This window comes from Arenicella xantha (assembly GCF_003315245.1).
Taxonomy (GTDB): Bacteria; Pseudomonadota; Gammaproteobacteria; order Arenicellales; family Arenicellaceae; genus Arenicella; species Arenicella xantha.
The window spans coordinates 1,303,459-1,324,294 of record NZ_QNRT01000001.1; the positions used below are offsets into that span (position 1 = coordinate 1,303,459).

The following is a 20,836-nucleotide window of genomic DNA, read 5'->3' on the forward strand; positions in this document are numbered from 1 at the left end:
TTATTGGCCCTCCGCGAACACGTATGGTGTAGCAAAAATGAAGGCTATAGCTGCCTGTACACGCTCATTGGCGCGGCGCTTTTGTATCGCATCGCTACTAGTCAGTGCTACTGGCGCAACGGCTAATTCAGCCATCAAACCTCTGAGATAAGGAAACGGATCTTGATTACTATTTTGCAACTCGTCACCACTGAAACTAAGCTCGAATGCTTGTCTTTCGTGCTCTGCGTAATTGGGCTCGCCGTCATAATTGAACAAGCAATAGTTGTTCCATGACTGAAACGACATAATATCGGCCAAACTGTTATTGGAAATACCATTTTCTCGGCGATCTTCTCGTATACACAACAAGAAATTAATATCGAAAAACGGATAACGTTGACCGATTTGCCAATAGTATTCTGGATCTTCACCGGGAGTCGTATTTGCTAAACGGTTAGCTCCCAAAATTGCTAACAGGTGCGCGCGCTCTAATTCCGTATAGTTATCAAATGAGCCAACCGCATGCATCCATAGCCAGCGCGCCACGTAATCCGCGCTATAACCACCATTTACTGGTGGAATAATTTTGGTCCAATCCTTTTGCCAGGCCAAGCCCTGATCACAGGTTTCACATTCTATTGGTAGCTGATTTCGGAACTGCCATTCTTCAGGTGTAGCGCTACGGTTGTAGTTTTTCTCAAACGCCACCGCAGAATCAGAGGCTTCTTGCGAGGTCTGGCCACCAAACACATTATGTAACGGCCGAAACACCTCATTTGAGTTGTCTCCCTCCAATACTCCGTCGACCTCACGACCAGCATTTCCATCGAGACCATTGTAATAATCGTTACTAAAAAACGCTTCGATATTATCAATATTGAACTTGTTAGCCGTATAAAAGGCGCGCTCAAAACTGGTTAAGTACTTGAATTGATCCGGGCTATGAAACAAGTTAGACGTCGCATAAATATGTATAAACGTGAGAAAATCCTTATTTGGCCCTAAAGCGGCCCACGCTGCCCGTATTTGATCTCGTCTCGCCTCATTCAAATTGTCATCCGCCAAATCACTGATAATGGTGACAGGTAAATTGAACAAACTTTCTGGATGCATGATTGAAACTGGCATCAAGTTATCAATTTTGGCGCTGGCATCGCTACCAGTAATCGTCGTACCCAATATAGTTAAGTCATCTAGATGATGGCGTTCTTGCTCAAACGACACGCTGATATCAAACCCAAAGGTATCTATGTAGGGAACTCGCATATCGGTCAGCATTTTGGCTGTTTCACGAATCGTGCCATCTTCGTGATGTGGATCACTAGCGCCAAATATGCCATAGAACAATTGGTGAATTTCTCGCGCAAAGTCGTCATTGCACTCACAGACCCACTCACCATCTCGTTGTACCCACTGATTCCGACGGTGGCCGTACTGCATAGCGACTGCCGCTGACTTAGCCGCCACACCCATTACTTCGTGATAAGGCAAGCGTGCCTCATGAGCCTGCATAATCTCATCATAGTACTGAACCATCTGCCGACGACTAACGCCTGCATCTAAGTTCGTGGCGAGGTGATAGTTGGTCTCCCAAAAACCAATGCGTTGGCGAAATGGATTTAATCCGCGCATAGCGATCATGCGACTAAACGTTGAATCGAAGCGATATCCATCAATCGACAGATACTCTCGTTGCTCAACCGGGATCGGGATATTTGAAGTGCTGGAACCGATGTAGTCAAAGAACCCGCGTAGCGTGCCATGTGAGTGTGCTGTCTCAGTATAGGTTTCACCGCGCGACATAGGGGATAAGCGCTGGTTATGCTCGTTGAAGTTCAGCATTTGAGTAATCGCCACTCGCGGCCGCATGTATGACCACTCGAGAATTTGGGCATCACTCGCATGACCACCAAAAGCAAATATCTTTAATACTTTGCGCACCGCTTGCTCATCCCAACCACTGCGCGTTAGCCTTTGGAGTCCGAGGCGTGTTTGCACTGCAGGCTCAATTCCAACCCGCGATAGCCGTACCGTTGTTCCTGGGTTAACTGCGAATAGAAGCGTATTGGTGGCAAGCTGTTGATTAACCGGTAGCAGATAACAATTTTCACCGAGGGTCGCTTGGTTATCGGCCAATTGCGGTACACCATTAATGCTAAAACTGAAGTTGCCTGGGTTAAACGCACCGCTACGTTGCAATATAAAACAAACCTCAATGTCGTGCGCCTGCGCGTCGAAAGTGGCTTCGAAATCACTACTAATGCTTACCGACGAGGACTCGAGCTGCCCTAGAGTGAGTTGGTAGGACGAAACTTGATCTAGTAGATACAAGTTTATCACGCTCATGACTGCGGTTATTTTTTGCCGCTCGGCGTGATTGAGCTGAGCACTGGCAGGCAAAGTCGCTACCAGCATCAACATAATGATCAAAACCAATACCGTTGTTTTCAACCAGCGAATAGATAGATACACCGAAGACCAACCAACCCGCTTAGGGGCTAACATAGTAAGCATTTGCAGTTACCACTGTAGTTTGTAATTACATACACGAGCCAATACGGATGCTCGCATGAGTTATTTGTTAGTTCCCTACCACAGCAACCCCAAACTAAAACCAAATATAGTTTACCTTTAGTTAATAATTGACACCTGTCTGCTTTTCATCGACTGCACTGACGCTATGTGTCAATAGCGCAAAACTGCATAAACACTCGGTTTTTAGCACACATTCCATAGCGCTACTGGTGTTCGCCCTAGCGACAGTCCTATTTAGTGACAAAATCCGTCACAGACAAACCAGTGAAACGGCTTGTGTCTTAGTAATTATTGGGACGCAAAAATCTGGGTCTGCAGGGCAAACTGAGGTCTCTTCGACGGCGCTTGGAAAAGTGTGAGCCACCGAAGGATCAATCAGACGAAGCAGTTTCCCATCAGCGCCAGCAGGACTGGTGAGATTGTTTGTGACCACATATAGCTCGTTTTCATTGTCTTGACCGAAACCAGTTATGTATCCAGACAACTGATTCACCAACCGGAACTTACTAATCTGATTGTTTGACGGATTCAAATACAGCAACGGTTTAAGAAAATCACCGAATACATACTGACCAGCTAGCTCGGTGATTTCGGAACCTCGATACACATAACCACCAATCACGGAAATACCTTCATCATGATCATATTGACCAATTGGGTCGATTAAATCGTTGGGCGAATTCGGGGAAGCTACCGAGCTTACATACGCATCAATACCAATAGTGGGCGTGTAGAAAAAGAAGCTGCCCTCCTTCCAATTCCAGCCATAGTTCCCGCCTTTAATGACCTTATTGATCTCCTCAACTTCGTATTGCCCCACGTCACCGGTATACAACTCACCAGTTGCCGCATCAAATGAGATGCGATAAGGATTACGAAACCCATAAGCAAAAATTTCATCGATACCGGCGTTACCGTTGCCGACAAATGGGTTGTCAGCGGGGATTCCGTATTGACCATTGGCGGCATTATTGCTCAATGGCGCAATGCGCAAAATACTGCCCAGTATAGTGGTATTGTCACGCCCATTACCGAGTACACCATGCCCTGGCCCTAAGTCATTTCGGTTACCACCATCACCTAATGAGATGTACAGATGACCGTCGGCGCCGAATGCTATATCACCACCATTGTGGTTATTTTGCGGCTGATCAATACTCATCACGGTTCGGGTTTTACGAATAGCTGAGTTGCAACTCGCATTTGAGGCGCGGTACTCGACCACCTTTGACCGGTGCAGTATCTCGCGGCCTGGCGGCATAGACACAGTAAAGTCAGCACTCTCAGACTGATCGACCGGTTCCGACTGATACGTATAGAACAGGCCATTATTTTGATAATTTGGATGAAATGCTAAACCAAGTAGACCGCGTTCATCACCATTTTGATTGATTGGCACCAAGTCGGCTTGCACAGTGTGAAATAAAGTTTTTTGCCCAGTTGCTAGCTCAACTCGATAAATACGACCAGTTTGTTCCACCACAAAAATACTGCCGTTGATGCCTGGTGCACTAACGGCCCTGACCGGCGCATTAAAGCCACTGGCAACCTCGACTAAACCCAGGTCAATCGCACCGACTGGAATGTCTTCGGGGATCGGGTCTTCTAGCTTTGGTGGAAAATCGTAAGCGGTTGTTCCGGTCATCGGTAACGGTGCTGGTTGCTGATTGGTTGTTTCTATTTCAGCATCACCAGCTTGATGGAACACTGAGTTGACCGCACCGTCACTCCAACCCGGTTGAAAATTACTGATAATTTCATCATACACCTCGGCTCCCAAAGGGTTGTTATCCAGCACCAATGCTTCGGTTAATATAAATGCCTCTTCAATGGTCGTTGCGTCATTACCTAAGAAGATTTCCCTTAGTTCCCAACCATAGGCATTCCAAGGAGAGCCCCCGTCAGCATTTTGATGACATAACTGGCACTGAATATCATCTGACGTAGAAGTCGGATAGTAATTTTGCCACGCGCCCAGATAGGCTAAACGGGCTTGAACCGTTGGGCTGGTGGTAAACATGGTTGAGCCAACAGCGATCGACAAGCACAAACAACGAAGTTTCATCTATTCTTCTCGGTAATCAAAATTGAAGTGAGGCATAAGCCGCTAGCTCATCAAGTTGTCAAACAAACCGGGTAACTCTAGCAATGGCGCCTCTCCGGCATAGCTCGAGGCCATACGCGGAAACACAGCATTAGCCGAACCCGGCGCAACCCAATCACTGACCTTCGAAAAGAATGTGTCGATCTCACTGCGTGGGTCGATATCTGGTGTGCGTAAACTAGTATTGTCGTATTTATCGACTTCGTCATCTGGAAACATTTCGCCATATACGCCACCACGCACACCTTCGCCCAATACCAACATTAGATTGCCTTTGCCATGATCCGTTCCAGCATCTCCGTTGTCGCGGATTTGTCGGCCAAACTCACCAGCGATAGTAATCACTATTTTATTGCGATCCGCTTGAGGTAAGCTCGCATATAGCGCAGAAAAGCCACTGTGAAAGGCTGACGCATCACTTGGGTTATTACCGTATTGACCACCGAAAATGTCTTTAAGACCATTCTCGATACCACGACCAACATCAGGGTTGTGTGGATCTGAGGCCAAAATTGATGGCACTTGGCGTTGATTTCCGTGGCTATCCCAACTGCCATAACTCATCGACATTACACTCGGGGTTAACAAGTCATTGGCTGCCACAATGTCGTATAAATTACGGATTTGATAGCCCAAGTGCCGTTGACGTAATACGCGGCGCCCGGTACTACCTGAATCATTCGGATCAATATTAATACCATTGATATTGCTGTATAACGCTTGAACTACATCAGGGATCGGAACCGTAACAAGTCGACCTTGAATGAGCTCACCAAACTCGCGAACCTTGGCCTCATGGTCCATGAATTTTTGATACACACTGGCTACACGTTCTTGACGAAGTCCAGCGTAATAACTCTTCGCTGCACGCGCCATTTTGTCATCAAAATCGTAAAACTGATTTGACTCGATATTAAAATCAAACAAGCCTATATCACGCGAATCTTCTACAGAAATAAGATCAAAGTTGTCTATAGCATTTGGATTATAGTTTGGAGCTAACCCTTTAGGGCCAAAACAAAATGAACTTGGCGTGCTAGTCAAAGAAATAGAATTTCCGCCAGCTGATCGAGCTACTCGGCCGCCCCAACCTGATCGGTCTCTATCGTTTAGCTCTGACAGAACATTGCCCTGACTCAACATTAAACTCGATAAATCGTGAGCCCGGTTGGTGCCGCCTACGGCATTGAATATTAACGCCCCATTACCGCTCCGCACCATATCGATTAACCAACCGGCTTCACGCCAAATACCAAACGTGGTGCCACCGTTGAGATTGCCGGGGTCAACCATGCCGGACGACCATCCTTGGCCACCAACAGTAATTGGATAGTAATCTTGCTCCCATCGTTGTTGCGCGGTTACGCCGGTTGATGCTAGCTGGTGCGCACGATCTCGGTGTTTCCAATACTTTGCACCAAAACTATCCGGCGTTGAGTCATACGCCGGCACGATCAAATGCCGCAAATCTGGTCCGCCGCTTAAGTTCAAATTGACTAATAAGCGATTTTGTAACGGCGCTGGTAGCGCGCTGGCCGATGAAATCACCGATGGTAAGGCGCCAGTACCATACAATAGACCACTGCAGAGCGCAGATTGAAGAAACTGTCTTCGACTAAAATTGTTCGTATTCATTATTGACCCTCCGCGAAAACGAATGGCGTAGTAAAAATAAATCCAAGTGCATTACTTATGCGTTCTCGAGCGTGTTTGCGGAGTTCTGCACCGCCATTGCTACCATCTGTGGTTTCCAACGGTAAGGTCATATTCCCTAGTTGGCTTAATAAGTCTTGTGCGGTTGGGTTTTCCATGATTTGTTGACCGCTATACACACGATTAAGTGCCGCACGCTCAACACTACTGTAGCCACTTACATCGTCGTCATTCTGACGACAATAATTGTCCCAATTTCCTTGATACAACATGTCTGAGAGCGGTACAGAGTTGGTCTCTTCTTTGACCTTGTAGTCCTCAGCCATACACATGAGTAGATTGAAATCCATCGCGTAGTCACCGTCGCTAGTTTGGTTAGGATTATTCCTTGCCGCGCCCAAAAAGGAATAGAGATGCGCTTTTTCTAGCTCAGTGTAATTATCAAAGTTTCCTACCGCGTGGTTCCACAACCAAGCCGCCACATCGGCCACATAAAACTGATTGTCGGCACGGCGTGGTAATACGGTACTCCACTTTTTCTCCCAGGGCTGGCCTTGGTCACAACTACTACACGACACGGCATCGCGAATTCGATACTCATCATCGGTAAGCAGATTGAAATTATTCTCAAAGGCCAATGCCGAATCTGATGCTTCATACGATGTTTGCGCCCCGAAAACGTTGTGCAATGGTCGAAAAAACTCTCCTGCGGCGTCATCGGATATTACCGACCCAACCGACTTGCCCGCTCTACCGCTGTAGCTTGCGCCACCGAAAAATGCTTCTAGATTATCGAGGTTGTGCTTGTTTGCCATATACAAAGCACGTTCGTGTGAAGTGAAGTACTTAAATTGAGCTTTACTATGAAATAACGTAGATATTGCGTAGGCGCGAATAAAATCCAGAAAGACTTTGTTTTGCCCCATACCAGCCCACGCAGCTCGAATCTTATCAGCCTTCGCATCAGACATGTTGTCGTCAGCTAGTACTGAGATAATCATTACCGGCAAATTCTTCAGACTCTCTGGATGCATAATCGAGATCGGCATTAAGTTGTCGATTTTTTGACTAGCATCAGTGCCGCTGATTGTGTGACCTAAAATAGTTAAATCGTCAGTGTGATGACGGCTAGTGCCGAATACCACGGCAATGTTGTCGTTTGGTCCATCGGTATTATCAATCGGCATATCCGTTAGCATTTTAGATGTCTCGCGGATTGTTCCATCTTCGTGGTGCGGATCGTCTACCCCAAAGATTCCGTAAAATAGCTGATGAATCTCACGCGCAAAATCATCGTTACACTTACAAATATAGTCATCAAGGTTTCGATCATAAACCCATTGATTGCGGTCATGACCATACTGCTCAGCAACCGCCGCAGACTTGGCCGCCACGCCCATTACCTGGTGATAAGGAATTCCTGACTCATGAGCGTCCATGATAATGTCGTAGTAGGCAGCAATTTGGTCACGATCCACGCTGGCATCACGGTTAACCGCCAAATGATAATTGGTTTCCCAAAACCCAATTCGCTGACGAAATGGGTTTAGTCCACGCACGGTAATCATGCGACCGTAAGCATCATCAAAGTTATAACCATTGAGCCCATATTGAGTTCGGTTTGCTACCGGAATAGGTAAATTTGAACTCGAGCTAGACAGGTAATTTTGAAACCCAAGGAGTGTACCAATTCCTGGTTCGGTGGTTGTTTCAGTGTAGTTTTCACCAACGGCAAGCGGTGAAAGCTTTAAGTTATGCTTGTCAAAATTAAGCATCTCTACAATCGCTAACTCCGGATCCAGATCGGCCCACAAACGAATTTGCGCGTCGCGCGCATGACCACCAAAGGCAAATATCTTAAGAACTTTACGCACCGCCCTTTCATTCCATTGTCCACGTGTCAGTCGATTAAAACCACCAACTGATTGTGCGGTAGCGGCGAGTTCAACGCGCGACACAGAGATTGTTACGCCAGGTGTTGAGGTTGAAATAACAATGTAATTGATCAGCCGCTGATCGGGCTCGGTAATCAGGTAACAATTATCCTTGCCGATAACGCCAAGCGCCGGTTCGCCATTAACGGCAACCGAAATATCAGCATTGTTGGCATTACTGGAAGTTAAATCAAAACACAGTTCAATCGCTTGATCTTGCAGCTCAAACTGTGCGAACACTGGCTGAGTATTGGAAACCTGAAACGTTCCATTCACTAACTCGTTCAAATCCAACTCGACAGCCGTACCAATTGGCCTAGCAATTGGCTCTTCTCGCCCAATGAGTAGATAGGAGTTGATGACACTCATAATAGCGGCTAATTGCTTGTCTTGATCACTAGCTTGCGCATGTGAAGTCGACGCAAAACTGATGGAGATCAGCAATAACAAAGCGGGTCGACTGAGTAGCCTAAGCAGTTGCCTATAGTGGGTCAAGCGACCGCGAACCAGCAAACTTTTCATTGATCAGATACCAGGTAGGGTTAATTCACCTGTATGACCTTACGTTTGAGTCGAATCGGCCACACACTACACCCCTAACCTAACAACACCAAAAACCCGATAAAATATTAACCCAACGGTAATGCAATAAGTTAAATTTATTTTAGTTATTGCAAGAGCCTCATATAAGACACACCGAAAAGCCTTATTTTAAGCGGTGTTGACGGTTAAACCAGCAACACCGCCGACAACAAAATCACTTCAAAGCTTTGCTGACAATTTCTGTCACGTCACTGGCTAAGCCATTCTCATTCGCCAACCTCTCGAGTTGAGTGCACATCAAACTCTGATAAGGTTGCGCATAACGCCGCCAATTATTTATTGTGCTTATCAAGCGCGCCGCGACCTGTGGATTGATCGTGTTCAATTGAATTACACAATCTACCAAGAACTTGTAGCCCGCTCCATCTTGTTGGTGAAACGCTAACAAGTTGCTAGTAAATGCCCCAATCAACGATCTAACCTTGTTTGGATTATTGATAGAAAAAGTCGGGTTGCTCATTAGTTGCTCAATATCGGGCAATAAATTATCGCGTGGTGCGATCGCTTGCATAGCAAACCACTTATCCATGACTAACGGATCATCTTTCCATTGTTGGTAAAAATGGTCTATCAAAGCCTGCCGATCAGGATAAGAAGAATGCACTAGCGCGGTAAAGGCCGAAAGCCGATCTGTCATCGTGTTAGCGGCGTGATACTGGTGACTGGCGAGCGCATAATAGGCTGGCTGTCCAGTAGCAACCAAATACATTAATGTTCGATTCTTTAACGACCGGCTTGCCATCGACTCAGCATCGAGCGAGAAATCAGTGTTCTGCCCTTGTTGTGCGTATACCGTGTGAAATGGTGACTCCAAGTCTTTTGCTAAGCGCTGAACACATTGCTGGCGAATCAAACTAATTTGACGCGGTTCAATGGCCTCACTCAACTCAGCTAAGTAGCTAGCAGTCGGCAACGACAGCATTTCTGCCAGCATCGCTTTGTCATGACATGGCTCAGTCAATAATTTCAAAAATGCGTCGCGGACTCGCGAATACGCTGCTTCATTTATACTGCCATTCTCGACAGCCGGTAGTAAAAGCTTTAGGCATAACCGTTGCATCGCCTCCCACCGCACAAACCCGTCATCATCAAAACTGACCAATGTAAGTAGTTCGTCGTCAGACTGGTTATATTCCAATTTTACCGGAGCCGAGAACCCGCGTAGCATCGAAACTACCGGTTGCTCCGGCAAACCACTGAATTCAAACGATTGCTCATCTTCAGTTAACACCAGAGTTTGTTGCAACACTTTTTCACCAGATGGCAGCAGTAGTGCAATACATAATGGCATTTGAAATGGGCGTTTGCGATCTTGGCCTGGTGTTGCTGGACAGCTTTGCTGAATCGTCAAGGTTAGGGTTTGATCAGTATACGATTGCTGCACACGAATACTCGGTGTACCGGACTGGGTATACCACAAGCGGAATTGAGCCAGATCAATGTCATTAGCCTGCTCTATCGAGGTAACAAAATCTTCGGTGGTAACGGCCTGCCCATCGAAGCGGTCAAAATACAAGTCGGTACCACGACGGAAGCCTTCGACTCCAACCAACTCTCGCATCATGCGAATTACTTCCGCGCCCTTTTGATAAATGGTGGATGTGTAGAAGTTATTAATCTCTTGATATGAGTCGGGTCGCACCGGATGAGCCATGGGCCCAGCATCCTCTTTGAACTGAAACGCTCGTAATGATTGTACGTCACGAATTCGCTTTACCGCTCGAGAACCCATATCGGCACTAAACTCTTGATCGCGAAATACCGTAAAGCCTTCTTTGAGACTCAATTGAAACCAGTCGCGACAGGTAACTCGGTTACCCGACCAATTATGGAAGTATTCGTGTGCGATCACACTCTCAATGCCTTCGTAATCTAAATCGGTGGCTGTATCTTGGTTTGCAAGTACGTATTTTGAGTTGAAAACATTGAGGCCTTTGTTCTCCATCGCGCCCATATTGAAGTCATCGACTGCAACAATATTATAAATATCTAGATCATACTCGCGACCGTAAACGTCTTCGTCCCACCGCATCGACTTTTTTAGCGACGCCATTGCATGGTCGCATTTCTCAATATTGTGTTGCTGTGCGTAAATATTCAGCTCAACCTTATTACCTGACGCGGTCGTAAAATGGTCGGTTACATGCTCTAAGTTTCCTGCCACTAGAGCAAATAAATAGCTTGGCTTGGGATGCGGGTCGAACCATTCTGCCCAGTGCGTATTATCGTCATTACGTCCGCTGGCGACCGGATTACCGTTAGACAGCAATACTGGGCAATCCACAACATCGGCGGTGAGACGAACGCGATACACCGACAATACGTCGGGCCGATCCAGAAAATAAGTTATCCGCCGAAACCCTTCTGCCTCACATTGTGTGCAAAAGTTACCGCTCGATTGATACAAACCAGACAACTCCGTATTCAAGTGCGGAAGTAATTCAGTTTGCACTTCTAACTCGAAGGCGTCAGGCACGTTTAAGATTGTCAGTGACTCAGCGTCTATTTGATACTCAGCGTCACTCAAGGTCTTGCCATTAATTGCTAGCGAAACCAACTGCATCTTTTCACCGTGTAACACCAACGGCGTGCCTGACCCGCTAGATCGCTTTACTTGCATCGTTGCAACTACAAGGGTCGAGGCCTGGTTTAAGGCAAAATCCAACATCACCTCGGGTATTAAAAATTCTGGCTTTTGATAATCCTTTAAATAGATTGTTGGGTTTATATTTGTTGGTGACACGTCAGTTTCCAGCATAGTTGGATTATTAATATTGGGGTTAAAATTGCGACCAAACTGGGGTCAATTGCTTAGATAATGGTTGCGCTGCGCCGAGCCGAGCCCACGGTTGGTCGTTGGCATGAAAATCAGAACCTACAGACGCTAGTAAACCAAACTGCATTGCAAGATCCCCCAACATAGCGGTTTGTTGCTTGTCAGTGATCGGAGTTGATACTTCAATACCTTGAATCCCCGCTTCCATCATCTCTGCAATCAGTCGTGATAACTTGGTTCGCGTTAGTTTGTAGCGCGTTGGATGAGCTAACACGGCAACTCCACCAGCGGCCGTAATCCACTGCCCAACCTCACTTAGATTTGGCCATCGCATAGGTATGTATCCAGGCTTACCGCGCACTAGATATCGCTTAAATGCTTGCTTCTTATTTTTAGCTAAACCTTTTTGTATTAAGGCATCGGCAAAGTGAGGCCGAGTCGGTACGCCACGTTCAGATAACATCGCTTGAACTTCGTCTCTAAGGTCAATATTGTGCTGCTCGAAATCCTCATACATCGCTTCAGCGCGCGCGATTCGACTACGCTTATTCCGCTCTACTCCTTCTCGTAGCAAACCATTACTACGGTCGACATTAAGTCCTACCACGTGAATAAGTTGGTTCTCCCAAGTGCACGACAACTCCAACCCGTCAATTATCTGTAAGTTGGGGAATTGTTTCGCAGCAAAATGCGCTTCGGGTAAGCCATCCAAGGTGTCATGATCGGTCAACGCGAGATGCGTTAAACCCGCCGCGTCCGCCAGAGCTACTAACTGAGCAGGGCTTAACTCGCCATCAGAAAAATGTGAGTGACAATGCAAATCGTATGTCATTTAAACACTAACCATGCTGTTCTGGGTCAAATTCATCTAATGGATACCGATATATTGGTTCATATTCAGCCCCGCTACTGGTTAGGACGCTTTCGTAAAGCACTACTTCTTCAAACCGACACTCATAGGTCGCGTTCATGGGTATAGACCCAGTGAAAGGTTTTTTACTATGGCGATAGCGACCAAGTGTGACGTGCGGAAAAAATTTGCGCTTGTCATACAACATGTCTGCGGCCTTAATCCCCGATATCACCTGTTGGTGTACGCGCCGCACAGCATCACTCTTCTCAAGCATCGCCGCCAATAGCTTAGGCCGGGTTTCAGGAAATGGGCTTAAGTGACTAAAAACGCCGGCAAACTCTGGCTCGATTAAAAACTGGTCTAGCTTTTCGGCCAAAATCTCTAATTCATCTTCTTCTTGTTCTCCTAAAAACGCCAAGGTGATGTGATAATTTTCTTGATCAACCCATCGTACCGCACCACTTTTGTCTTGATATGACATCTTCGCGGCAACGTCACCTAACTCATTTGCGGTGTCTTTGGGGATCGGGAGGGCAATAAAACTTCGTACTGTCATGGTGTGTAACCGAGTCTGTTCGACAATAAGAATAACACCTGTAATGAAGACACACAGCAAATTTGATGACCTGTTTGCGCTGAATGCTATAGAATGATTTATAAACCGGTTGAGCACGGATAAATGCCACCAACTATGCAATTAGTCAAAGCTGAAAAACACGTTTTAATGACCGCACTCGCTGAGCTCAAACAAGAGCATCGAGAGCTTGATATTGCGATTGAGGAGATGATGCAACAAGCCATATCCAATCAATTTGAAGTTGGCCGCATGAAGAAGAAAAAATTACGACTCAAGGATTCGATCGCCAAGATTGAAAGCCGGCTCATTCCGAACCTACACGCTTAACGCGTCCAGACTCACAAATACTAGGAGCCCCATCAATGCGTTTATCATCCTTATATCTTGCCATGGCGTTGTCACTCGCTGGCCTACCAGCTAACGCCCATGCCGAGAGCCTTGCTACCGTGATTAACAATGATTACGATAGTTATCTGGACTCTCTGTTTAAACACTTTCATGCCAACCCTGAACTCAGTCTGGTAGAAAATCAAACCGCCGCGCGCATGGCGCAAGAGCTTACCGATGCTGGTTTTACCGTTACCACTGGCGTTGGTGGAACCGGCGTAGTGGCTATACTGAATAATGGCGAAGGCCCGCTGGTTAGCATGCGAGCCGACATGGATGGCCTACCAGTTGAAGAAAAGTCTGGCTTAAGTTACGCCTCTAAAGTCATGCAAGCCGACCCCATTACTGGCAACGAAGTACCCGTAATGCATGCCTGCGGTCATGACGTACATATTACTAGTTTGGTCGGCACCGCGCGTCGCATGCAAGCAATGAAGGACCAATGGTCTGGTACCTTAATGTTGATAGTACAACCCGCTGAAGAACGTGTGCTAGGCGCTAAAGCAATGATGGAAGACAGTCTGTATAAACGCTTTGGGCAACCAGACTTTGGCTTAGCGTTCCACGTTTCCAGTGGTGTCGAGGCAGGCAAAATTAGCGTTACCGATGACAGCCCCTATGCTGGTGCCGATACCGTAGATATTATTATTCATGGAGTAGGCGCACATGGTGCTAGCCCGCATGCCGGTAAAGACCCAATAGTGCTTGGCGCGCAAATAGTCATGGCCTTACAGACCTTGGTGGCTCGTGAATTACCACCTCGTGACCCTGGTGTAGTTACCGTGGGTTCGTTCCACTCTGGCACCAAACACAATATTATTTCGGATCGCGCTGTACTGCAGTTAACGGTGAGAAACACCAGTGTGGAAACCCGCAAAACGTTATTAGACGGCATCCAACGAATCGCCGAGAATATGGGCCGCGTAGCCGGTTTACCTGACGATAAGCTGCCAGAAGTAATTATTTCAAATGAAAGCGTTCCCCCGACTATCAATGACACAGCACTGGCACAACGCTTACGCCAAGTTTGGGTTGATAATATGGGCGAGGAAATACTCTCAGATCGACCAACCAAGGGGATGGGCGCTGAGGACTACCCGTTTTTCACCACCGAGCCCTATATCCCGAGCGTATACTTCGGAATTGGTGGCACACCTGAAGCAGACTTTAAGGTTGCCGATGCTGGCGGGCAACCAGTTCCTAGCCATCACAGTCCGTTATTCAAAATAACACCGAAACCGGCGGTAACTAGCGGTGTCGAAGCAACCGTGCTGGCTCTGATGGAATTAATGAAGAAATAGTTTTGCACCTGTGCGCCAATGTTAGTTGGCGCACAGTTTAAGTTAAACGGTATTAACTTCGTTTAAATAGAATCAACCCTTGCATCAAGTTAAACGCCTCGTTTAACTGGTAGTCGCGCTCTAATAATTCGGCAATCTCACTCGATTCAGGCCGTTTAGTCGACTCATTACGGCGCGAATCATTTTCTAGATGACCAGGTAAATCATTCTCAGAGATTCGCTTAATTCCTTTTTTGGTCTCGCTAAACTCTCGATACTCTACCGCCACATCGGGGCTAATTCCGGCCGCTTGTATGGATGTACCGTCTGGCGTGTAGTATCTAGCGGTCGTTAGCTTGATCGCCTCTTTTTCACCAATATTAATAACCGTTTGCACCGAGCCCTTACCAAACGAAGGGGTACCAATAACGAGTGCTCTATTATGGTCTTGGAGTGCTCCTGCAACAATTTCAGCAGCACTGGCGGTGCCCGCGTTAATTAGTACTATTACCGGCTTACCGTCCAATAAATCAAACTCCGTGGCATTGTAACTTTGATCATTTTGCGCCAATCGACCTTTGGTGGTGACTATAGTGCCGCCAGGTAGCAAGGTATCCGCAATTGAAACTGCGCTGGTTAACAAACCGCCGGGGTTATTGCGTAGATCGAGAATAAGGCCTTTAAATTTAGGCTCATCCCGTAACATTTTGAGTTCTTTTCTAAAATTCTCGGCAGTGGCAATTTGAAATTGAGAAACTCGTAAATAACCTATTTCATCGTTTAAACGTTTACGTTTCACCGACTGCAACCGAACCACAGCTCGCTTAATAGTGATATCGAAGGGCTCTACCTCATCTTCACGAACAATGGTTAATTTAATGCTCGTACCCGGCTCACCGCGCATCTGTTCAGTAGCGTCTTCTAACGAGAGTCCTGATACCGTTTGGTCATCAATCCGAATAATCAAGTCGCCGGTTCGAATACCGGCTTTGTCTGCCGGTGTATCATCAATCGGAGCGACTACTTTGACAAAACCATCCTCCATAATGACCTCCATACCGAGACCGTTAAACGCGCCGCGTGTTCCCTCATTGAGTTCCTCGAAGCCTTCATCTTTGAGATACGAGGAATGCGGGTCTAAACCGTTTAGCATTCCTTCGATTGCGTAGTTCAGCAAGTCTTCATCACTAACTGGTTCTACGTAATTGAGCTTGATACGAGTGAATATATCCGCAAAAGTGCGTATTTGATCCAGCGGTAACGGTGTAGGTTCTAGCTCTTTAACCGCGTTTGAATCCGGCTCAGCTGCTGGTAATTCTGCCGCGTTTTGGTCGATCACATCAAGGTCTTGCGCCAAGCTAAGAGCCCCCGTAACAGATAGGCTTAGCCCAACCAGTAGAGAAACGAACGTAGATTTATTCATAATAGTTAACAGATCTTGTCAGTGTTTATGCCAGTCGACATTTAGCTGGTTGTTGTCAGAAATACTCGCGATAGAAATGGGCATACCAAACTATCGACACCAAATTGCAGGGTCAACTGGCTCAGTATTATTGCGTATCTCAAAGTATAGTCCAGGCGATCTCAAACCACCTGTCACGCCGGTTTTAGCGATCATTTCCCCGGTTGTGACAGTGTCGCCCACACGCTTGTAGAGTAACTCATTGTGACCATACAAACTAATGTGATCGTCGCCGTGATCAATAATTATCAGTAAGCCGTAACCTTTCAAATAGTCAGCAAATAGAACCCGCCCATGAAATATGGCCTGCACCGGCTGAGATTTTTTGGTCTCGAAATACACACCATCGGAGCGCATACCTGATTCGGGTAGCCGTGCTCCATATTTCACCTTGGCAGCACCTGCTAGTGGATAGGCTAGTCGACCTTTTTGTTTTAAAAACCCGCCCTTAACTGGCAGTCTGACTACTGGTGTTGTTGCAGTCGCGTTAGACCGCTGCTGTTCAGCTAACTCTTTGGCTCTTTGTTGCTCTAAGCGCTTTAATTCAGCCGCTTGTTTCGCTATTTGTTCTAAAAGCGAATTTAATCTAGCTCGATCTTTCTTAAGTCGATCAAGCTTCTCGGTTGATGAACCTACCTTTTCACTTAGTCGAGCCACACTCTTAGCACGGTCCGCGCGCGCACTATTGAGTTGCTTACTTAGTAGCGTGTGTTGATCTCGCTCCTTGACAAGTTCAAATATGGCCTGTTGCAGGACTGTGTGAATGGAACGTGTTTCTTCTATTTGCTTTTCAAGTTGCTGGTAACGCTGCTGCAGTGCCTCTGAAAAATAGCCGTGATAGTGATTAAGACGCCCCACTGCATAGGGGTTCTGTTGATTCAAGATTTTTTGGATATGGTCTACATTGCCCTGTTTAAAACGCGATGCTATTAAGCGTGATAAGGCCGCTTTGTTATCTTGCTGAGCTTGTTTGGCGGTTTCTAATGATTGAGTAAGTTCTTCTATTTGCGTTTGTTTTGCCTCTATCGCCTTGGAATTGTCTGCCATATCAGCTTTCAATTTTAGTAATTTTTGCTCAGTCTCAAGCAACCGGTCTTGCTCGGTCTTCAATAATTTTTTATTCGCGTTTAGATTCTTGCTAATACTGTCGATTTCACCGGCTATACGCTGGATAGACGCTCGATATTGGTCGCTACTCTTGTCCGCAGCATTGGAATACACCGAGTAGCTAGATGCTAAACAATAAAGTAGAAAGATCGCTGGTGTGGCCCAACGTTTTGGAGTTTGCATAAAGGAATTCAAATTAGCCCAATTTTTTATTAAGGTTTCGACTTACTCTAACGTTTCATTGGATGGTGGGTACTGTATAATTCGCAGCTGTTTCGATTATAGCTCGAGCTTGAATAGCTCACATGGTTTATGTTCGCTGAATTTTTTAACCAGAATATCTGGTTGTTTGCTGTGTTGGCCACCATCGTGGTGTTGCTGATTTTTTCCTTCTTAAATAGCTCTGTCAAAGGCGCCAAATCGGTGTCTGTGCTTGAGATGCCTGCGCTTCAACGCAAGGGTAAATCGATCATTATCGATGTTAATAAACCGGAGCATTTTACCGCTACTCACATACCGCAATCGGTAAATTTTCCTTTAGAGGAGTTGAATGCGGAGAATTCGGCCTTACTGAAGCATAAAGACAAGACCGCGATACTTGTGTGCCAGACCGGCTCTCGTAGTAATAACGCAGCCAAAAAATTGGTTGAGCTTGGATTCACCAACGTTAATATTTTGCGTGGTGGCCTAATCTCATGGACAAAAGAAAACCTCCCAATAGCAAGCACTCGTCCGTCTAATAAATAATCCAACTAAAACTCATTTAATTCGTTGTAAGAGAGATAACTATGGCCGAAGAGCAACAAGCAAACGCTTTCGATATTCGTAAAATCTATTTGAAGGACTCCTCATTAGAAAGCCCAAATTCGCCAGGCGTTTTTCTTAAGGACCCGTCTAAGCCTGAAGTTGCTATCGAAGCCAGCATTCGCGCCACTAGCCTAGAACAGGAAAACTTCTACGAAGTCGTATTAGGAATGACGGTTACTTCAAAAATCGGTGATGAAACCGCATTTTTGGTAGAAGTACATCAAGCCGGTATTTTTCAAATCGTTGGCCTAGCACAGGCAGATTTACCGCTAGCGTTGGAGATTGCATGCCCTAATGTATTGCTGCCATTCGCTAGAGAAGCGGTGTCTGATCTAGTCGCTAAGGCTGGTTTCCCTCAGTTGTTACTATCACCGATCAACTTTGAAGCTCTCTATAATGCCAAGTTACAGCAACAAGCTAAAGCAGCCGACGGATCTGGCGCGGCTAGTGCAGATGCGGCTTCGGAAACTAAACACCAACTTTCATCTGAGAGTGAAACGAACTTAGCTTCGGACGACACCTCACACTAGACACTTTTCGATACTAGACTACTTACCGCAGACACCATCACGTTTGCCGTTTTATTAAACTGTCAGTAGTGTATTACTTCTGGGCTTTGATTTTCACAGAGCCCAGTTATAATTGATTCGTAACGGAACATTTGGATCACACCATGCTGCAAACTTCGGCAAACTCAAAATTTATCCGATTGGCGTTTATTGCCAGCGGCCTACTGTTTCTAACAAGTTGCTCCACACTGTCTAGTAAAGACAGTCCAAGTAAACATATTAGCAGCGACCCGTTTGAACGTTTCAATCGCACGGCATTCGCGTTTAATGATAAAGCTGACAAGATCGTACTGCGCCCTACTGCTAAGGTATATGACGCAGTGTTGCCTGATCCAGCGAAAAAAGGGGTCAGCCATTTCTTCAGTAATCTAGGCGAACCTATCAATATAATCAATAACTTACTGCAAGGTAAGGTTGATGGTGCATTGAATTCGACCTACCGATTCGTAGTCAATAGTACTGTCGGTGTGTTAGGCTTGTTTGATGTGGCAAGATCATACGATGTACGCAAGAAGCCTGAAGATTTTGGTCAGACTTTAGCGGCTTGGGGAGTCAAACCCGGCCCGTACATCGTTGTACCGTTTTGGGGTCCATCGAATTTACGCGACAGTTTTGCTGGTGCTGCCAGTAACCTAGTTATTTATCCAATCAACGAAGTATCTGACGAGTCCGATACTCGTTTAGGTCTTACTGTGTTAAATGTGATTAACACACGCGCACGACTGCTTGACGCCGATGCCGTGCTTGCCAATCAAGTAGATCCCTATTTATTTCTAAAGACTGCTTATGAGTCGAATCGAGTTCGTGCGATCTATGATGGTAACCCTCCACAGCTAGATGACGACGATGAGTTTGACTTTTAGTCTGGGTTAATTCTACCTATGGCCTATTATGCTGTTGGGGATATCCAAGGTTGTTACGATCCTCTAGCGCGGCTTTTGGAGCAGGTGAACTTTGATCCAAGCATTGACACTCTGTGGTGTGTCGGTGATATGGTTAATCGTGGTCCTAAATCGTTAAAGACCATAAGACTACTAAAAAGTCTTGAAAAACAATGTGTTACCGTTCTAGGTAATCATGATATCCACCTATTAGCGATGCTATATGGTGTTCGAGAGCCACGCCCCGGTGACACTCTTAAAAAGATACTTAACGCACCAGATGCCTCTGAGATAGCGGATTGGCTTCGCAATCGCCCACTACTCGCTGTTGACCCAAAGCGTAAGCTGGTTATGAGTCACGCGGGTATCTATCCATGGTGGACACTTGAGCAAGCTCAAGAGCGTGCTTTGGATGTAGAGAAGGTGTTTCAAAAAGAATATAAATGCATTAAGTTGCTGCACCAGATATACAGTAATACACCGAGCCGCTGGAGTGACGACCTGGGTAAGGTTCAACGACGGCGGTTTACCATCAACTCATTTACCAGAATGCGTTTTTGCAGCCCGAAGGGACACTTAAACCTAGTTGAAAGTGGCTTTTCCGGAAAACGGCGCAAAAACCGCTTACCGTGGTTTGAATATGACAATCCAAGCTTGATCGACTATCGAGTTATATTTGGTCACTGGTCAGCACTAGGTTTGCTCAACACCGGCGACTTCCTAGGCTTAGATACCGGATGCGTGTGGGGCAAGGATTTAACAATGGCCAAAATTCCCAAAACTAAAAACCAATCAGTAACAATCTATCAACAACCAAATCAACTGGGTACAACAGCGTAATTATTCGTATGACTGTCACTAACAGCAAAATCCCAGAAATAGAAATTGTTACCGTAACCGATTACGTACCTCAGCAATCAGATCCGAAAAATAAGCGTTTTGTGTTTTACTACACAATCACCATTCGAAATCATTCTCCTATTGCTTGTCAGCTAATGTCACGACACTGGGTAATCATCGATGCCAATCGCAAGGTTGAAGAAATTTATGGTGAAGGAGTTATCGGCGAACAACCAGTGATCGCGCCCGGAGGAGAATACCAATACTCAAGTGGCGCGGTTTTAGAAACCGAGATCGGCACCATGGAAGGACGATACTTTATGATTGTTAGCGATGCTAGCACGACAGATGAATTTGAAATACCTATCCCTAAATTCACGTTAACGGTGCCACGAGTTTTACACTAACACCTCGATTTTTGAATCCACATCAGATAAAAATAGGCTACAAAACACGGTCATTTTGTAGCCTAGAGACGGCTAATCA

16 protein-coding genes are annotated in these 20,836 nt (G+C 46.0%); 7 read left to right on the plus strand and 9 right to left on the minus strand.

Translation table 11 applies throughout. The features are described 5' to 3' along the window. The 7 genes from DFR28_RS05605 to thpR form a co-directional block, all read right to left on the minus strand. Entirely contained in the window at nucleotides 1-2,487 is a 2,487-nt protein-coding gene (locus DFR28_RS05605; RefSeq protein ID WP_170131987.1) for a DUF1800 family protein, read from the minus strand. Nucleotides 2,488-2,767: 280 nt separating this feature from the next. Continuing rightward, complete coding sequence (locus DFR28_RS05610; RefSeq protein WP_113953281.1) at nucleotides 2,768-4,582, minus strand: PQQ-dependent sugar dehydrogenase; 1,815 nt, start codon at nucleotides 4,580-4,582, stop codon at nucleotides 2,768-2,770. A 42-nt stretch (nucleotides 4,583-4,624) separates the two neighbouring features. After that, nucleotides 4,625-6,256 carry a DUF1501 domain-containing protein gene (locus DFR28_RS05615; protein ID WP_113953282.1) on the minus strand — a complete coding sequence of 544 codons (1,632 nt, stop codon included), beginning with the start codon at nucleotides 6,254-6,256 and terminating at the stop codon, nucleotides 4,625-4,627. Further along, nucleotides 6,256-8,730, minus strand: a complete 2,475-nt coding sequence (locus tag DFR28_RS05620) for a DUF1800 family protein (RefSeq protein ID WP_113953283.1) — start codon at nucleotides 8,728-8,730, stop codon at nucleotides 6,256-6,258. The genes DFR28_RS05615 and DFR28_RS05620 overlap by 1 nt, the downstream gene beginning before the upstream one ends. A 235-nt stretch (nucleotides 8,731-8,965) precedes the next feature. Beyond that, entirely contained in the window at nucleotides 8,966-11,569 is a 2,604-nt protein-coding gene (gene pepN, locus DFR28_RS05625) for an aminopeptidase N (protein ID WP_113953284.1), read from the minus strand. 22 nt (nucleotides 11,570-11,591) lie between these two features. Further along, on the minus strand, nucleotides 11,592-12,419 hold the full coding sequence (locus tag DFR28_RS05630) for a PHP domain-containing protein (RefSeq protein WP_113953285.1): 828 nt from the start codon (nucleotides 12,417-12,419) through the stop codon (nucleotides 11,592-11,594). Between the two features lie 7 nt (nucleotides 12,420-12,426). Continuing rightward, entirely contained in the window at nucleotides 12,427-12,996 is a 570-nt protein-coding gene (gene thpR / locus DFR28_RS05635; protein ID WP_113953286.1) for an RNA 2',3'-cyclic phosphodiesterase, read from the minus strand. A gap of 135 nt (nucleotides 12,997-13,131) precedes the next feature. Here thpR and DFR28_RS05640 point away from each other — a divergent pair, with 135 nt between their 5' ends. After that, entirely contained in the window at nucleotides 13,132-13,344 is a 213-nt protein-coding gene (locus tag DFR28_RS05640; RefSeq protein ID WP_211316878.1) for a DUF465 domain-containing protein, read from the plus strand. Between the two features lie 35 nt (nucleotides 13,345-13,379). Continuing rightward, nucleotides 13,380-14,705 carry an amidohydrolase gene (locus tag DFR28_RS05645; RefSeq protein WP_113953287.1) on the plus strand — a complete coding sequence of 442 codons (1,326 nt, stop codon included), beginning with the start codon at nucleotides 13,380-13,382 and terminating at the stop codon, nucleotides 14,703-14,705. Between the two features lie 52 nt (nucleotides 14,706-14,757). Here the strand turns inward: DFR28_RS05645 and DFR28_RS05650 are convergent, their stop codons facing one another. Both DFR28_RS05650 and DFR28_RS05655 read right to left on the minus strand, forming a co-directional pair. Beyond that, complete coding sequence (locus tag DFR28_RS05650) at nucleotides 14,758-16,107, minus strand: S41 family peptidase (protein ID WP_113953288.1); 1,350 nt, start codon at nucleotides 16,105-16,107, stop codon at nucleotides 14,758-14,760. 90 nt (nucleotides 16,108-16,197) lie between these two features. Then, on the minus strand, nucleotides 16,198-17,436 hold the full coding sequence (locus tag DFR28_RS05655) for a murein hydrolase activator EnvC family protein (protein WP_113953289.1): 1,239 nt from the start codon (nucleotides 17,434-17,436) through the stop codon (nucleotides 16,198-16,200). A 129-nt stretch (nucleotides 17,437-17,565) separates the two neighbouring features. Here DFR28_RS05655 and DFR28_RS05660 point away from each other — a divergent pair, with 129 nt between their 5' ends. The 5 genes from DFR28_RS05660 to apaG all read left to right on the plus strand — a co-directional run bounded on the left by DFR28_RS05660 (nucleotide 17,566) and on the right by apaG (nucleotide 20,757). Continuing rightward, nucleotides 17,566-18,000, plus strand: coding sequence for a rhodanese-like domain-containing protein (locus DFR28_RS05660; protein ID WP_113953290.1), 435 nt, complete (start codon nucleotides 17,566-17,568; stop codon nucleotides 17,998-18,000). Nucleotides 18,001-18,041: 41 nt separating this feature from the next. Beyond that, a complete protein-coding gene (gene secB / locus DFR28_RS05665) occupies nucleotides 18,042-18,590 on the plus strand; it encodes a protein-export chaperone SecB (protein ID WP_113953291.1) in 549 nt (182 codons plus the stop codon). 143 nt (nucleotides 18,591-18,733) lie between these two features. Then, nucleotides 18,734-19,492: an MlaA family lipoprotein gene (locus tag DFR28_RS05670; protein ID WP_113953292.1), complete on the plus strand. Its 759-nt coding sequence runs from the start codon at nucleotides 18,734-18,736 to the stop codon at nucleotides 19,490-19,492. 18 nt (nucleotides 19,493-19,510) lie between these two features. Next, nucleotides 19,511-20,350 carry a symmetrical bis(5'-nucleosyl)-tetraphosphatase gene (locus tag DFR28_RS05675; protein WP_113953293.1) on the plus strand — a complete coding sequence of 280 codons (840 nt, stop codon included), beginning with the start codon at nucleotides 19,511-19,513 and terminating at the stop codon, nucleotides 20,348-20,350. 8 nt (nucleotides 20,351-20,358) lie between these two features. After that, nucleotides 20,359-20,757, plus strand: coding sequence for a Co2+/Mg2+ efflux protein ApaG (gene apaG, locus DFR28_RS05680; protein ID WP_113953294.1), 399 nt, complete (start codon nucleotides 20,359-20,361; stop codon nucleotides 20,755-20,757). The last annotated feature ends 79 nt before the right edge of the window (nucleotides 20,758-20,836 follow it).

Bases quoted from the DNA above. Each gene is read 5' to 3' on its own strand.
- secB (WP_113953291.1), top strand. From the start codon at position 18,042: ATGGCCGAAGAGCAACAAGCAAACGCTTTCGATATTCGTAAAATCTAT.
- pepN (WP_113953284.1), bottom strand. From the start codon at position 11,569: ATGCTGGAAACTGACGTGTCACCAACAAATATAAACCCAACAATCTAT.
- DFR28_RS05610 (WP_113953281.1), bottom strand. From the start codon at position 4,582: ATGAAACTTCGTTGTTTGTGCTTGTCGATCGCTGTTGGCTCAACCATG.
- DFR28_RS05615 (WP_113953282.1), bottom strand. From the start codon at position 6,256: ATGAATACGAACAATTTTAGTCGAAGACAGTTTCTTCAATCTGCGCTC.
- DFR28_RS05650 (WP_113953288.1), bottom strand. From the start codon at position 16,107: ATGAATAAATCTACGTTCGTTTCTCTACTGGTTGGGCTAAGCCTATCT.
- DFR28_RS05675 (WP_113953293.1), top strand. From the start codon at position 19,511: ATGGCCTATTATGCTGTTGGGGATATCCAAGGTTGTTACGATCCTCTA.
- DFR28_RS05645 (WP_113953287.1), top strand. From the start codon at position 13,380: ATGCGTTTATCATCCTTATATCTTGCCATGGCGTTGTCACTCGCTGGC.
- apaG (WP_113953294.1), top strand. From the start codon at position 20,359: ATGACTGTCACTAACAGCAAAATCCCAGAAATAGAAATTGTTACCGTA.
- DFR28_RS05630 (WP_113953285.1), bottom strand. From the start codon at position 12,419: ATGACATACGATTTGCATTGTCACTCACATTTTTCTGATGGCGAGTTA.
- DFR28_RS05620 (WP_113953283.1), bottom strand. From the start codon at position 8,730: ATGAAAAGTTTGCTGGTTCGCGGTCGCTTGACCCACTATAGGCAACTG.
- DFR28_RS05655 (WP_113953289.1), bottom strand. From the start codon at position 17,436: ATGCAAACTCCAAAACGTTGGGCCACACCAGCGATCTTTCTACTTTAT.
- DFR28_RS05660 (WP_113953290.1), top strand. From the start codon at position 17,566: ATGTTCGCTGAATTTTTTAACCAGAATATCTGGTTGTTTGCTGTGTTG.
- thpR (WP_113953286.1), bottom strand. From the start codon at position 12,996: ATGACAGTACGAAGTTTTATTGCCCTCCCGATCCCCAAAGACACCGCA.
- DFR28_RS05640 (WP_211316878.1), top strand. From the start codon at position 13,132: ATGCAATTAGTCAAAGCTGAAAAACACGTTTTAATGACCGCACTCGCT.
- DFR28_RS05670 (WP_113953292.1), top strand. From the start codon at position 18,734: ATGCTGCAAACTTCGGCAAACTCAAAATTTATCCGATTGGCGTTTATT.
- DFR28_RS05605 (WP_170131987.1), bottom strand. From the start codon at position 2,487: ATGTTAGCCCCTAAGCGGGTTGGTTGGTCTTCGGTGTATCTATCTATT.